The following is a 940-nucleotide window of genomic DNA, read 5'->3' on the forward strand; positions in this document are numbered from 1 at the left end:
TTGGCTATAACGGTTTTTATCACCTCACCAAAGCTTTTCGCAGATTAACACGTCCTTCATCGCCTCTAACTGCCAAGGCATCCACCACATACGCTTAGTCACTTAACCATACAACCCTAAGTAGTCTTTCCTTATAAATAAGGGGAAAACAAAGTACAAGAAGGTGACAAAACCTTCTCAATTGTAAAGTCTGACATTTTCACGCACACAAAGTGTGTCTTGAATAAGAGTTGATAATAAGTAAACTTATTATCGGGTTGATTGCGTCTCCGAGGAGGAGCCACAATCACCATCATCACTTCCCGATAAAAGAAGTAACAACAGCTTGGTATTTATAATTATAAAAAGAAACGCGCGACACGCCCTAATTCATATAAATACCGGTATTTATATCAGCTTTCCAGATTGTTAAAGAAGTAGTCTCTAGCACACATTCGGCTAAAAACTTGGTTTAAAAAACCAAACGTAAATCATCACTCTCATTCGAGAAGGATACCTTAAGTTTGGTCATTCAATTCTTTTGAAGAAGTGGTGGAGCTAAGCAGGATCGAACTGCTGACCTCCTGCGTGCAAGGCAGGCGCTCTCCCAGCTGAGCTATAGCCCCTTATATCGTTTAAGATAAAGGGTAAACATCTACGGTTAAATTGGTAGGTCTGGGCAGACTTGAACTGCCGACCTCACCCTTATCAGGGGTGCGCTCTAACCAGCTGAGCTACAGACCTATTGTCTCTTGCGAGATGTCCGAAGCTTAGATGTTTGGACTTCTTCTAATTTGTTATCATGTAATTTGTGTGAACACTCGTAGAACCGAGGTTCTCATTAAGCTGTTTTACTTCAAGATAAGGAGGTGATCCAACCCCAGGTTCCCCTAGGGTTACCTTGTTACGACTTCACCCCAGTCATGAATCACAAAGTGGTGACCGTCCTCCCGAAGGTTAA

At 42.1% G+C, this 940-nt stretch carries 2 tRNA genes and 2 rRNA genes; all 4 read right to left on the reverse strand.

Features of this window, described 5'->3' with window-relative positions:
- Window positions 1-108 (reverse strand): 23S ribosomal RNA (locus tag B7C41_RS19835); the annotation flags it as partial.
- A 421-nt stretch (window positions 109-529) separates the two neighbouring features.
- Window positions 530-605: transfer RNA gene (locus B7C41_RS19840), tRNA-Ala, on the reverse strand.
- Between the two features lie 41 nt (window positions 606-646).
- A tRNA-Ile gene (locus B7C41_RS19845) sits at window positions 647-723 on the reverse strand.
- Between the two features lie 118 nt (window positions 724-841).
- Window positions 842-940, reverse strand: a 16S ribosomal RNA gene (locus tag B7C41_RS19850); the annotation flags it as partial.

The organism is Cognaticolwellia mytili, from assembly GCF_002104475.1.
In the GTDB taxonomy this organism is placed as follows: domain Bacteria; phylum Pseudomonadota; class Gammaproteobacteria; order Enterobacterales; family Alteromonadaceae; genus Cognaticolwellia; species Cognaticolwellia mytili.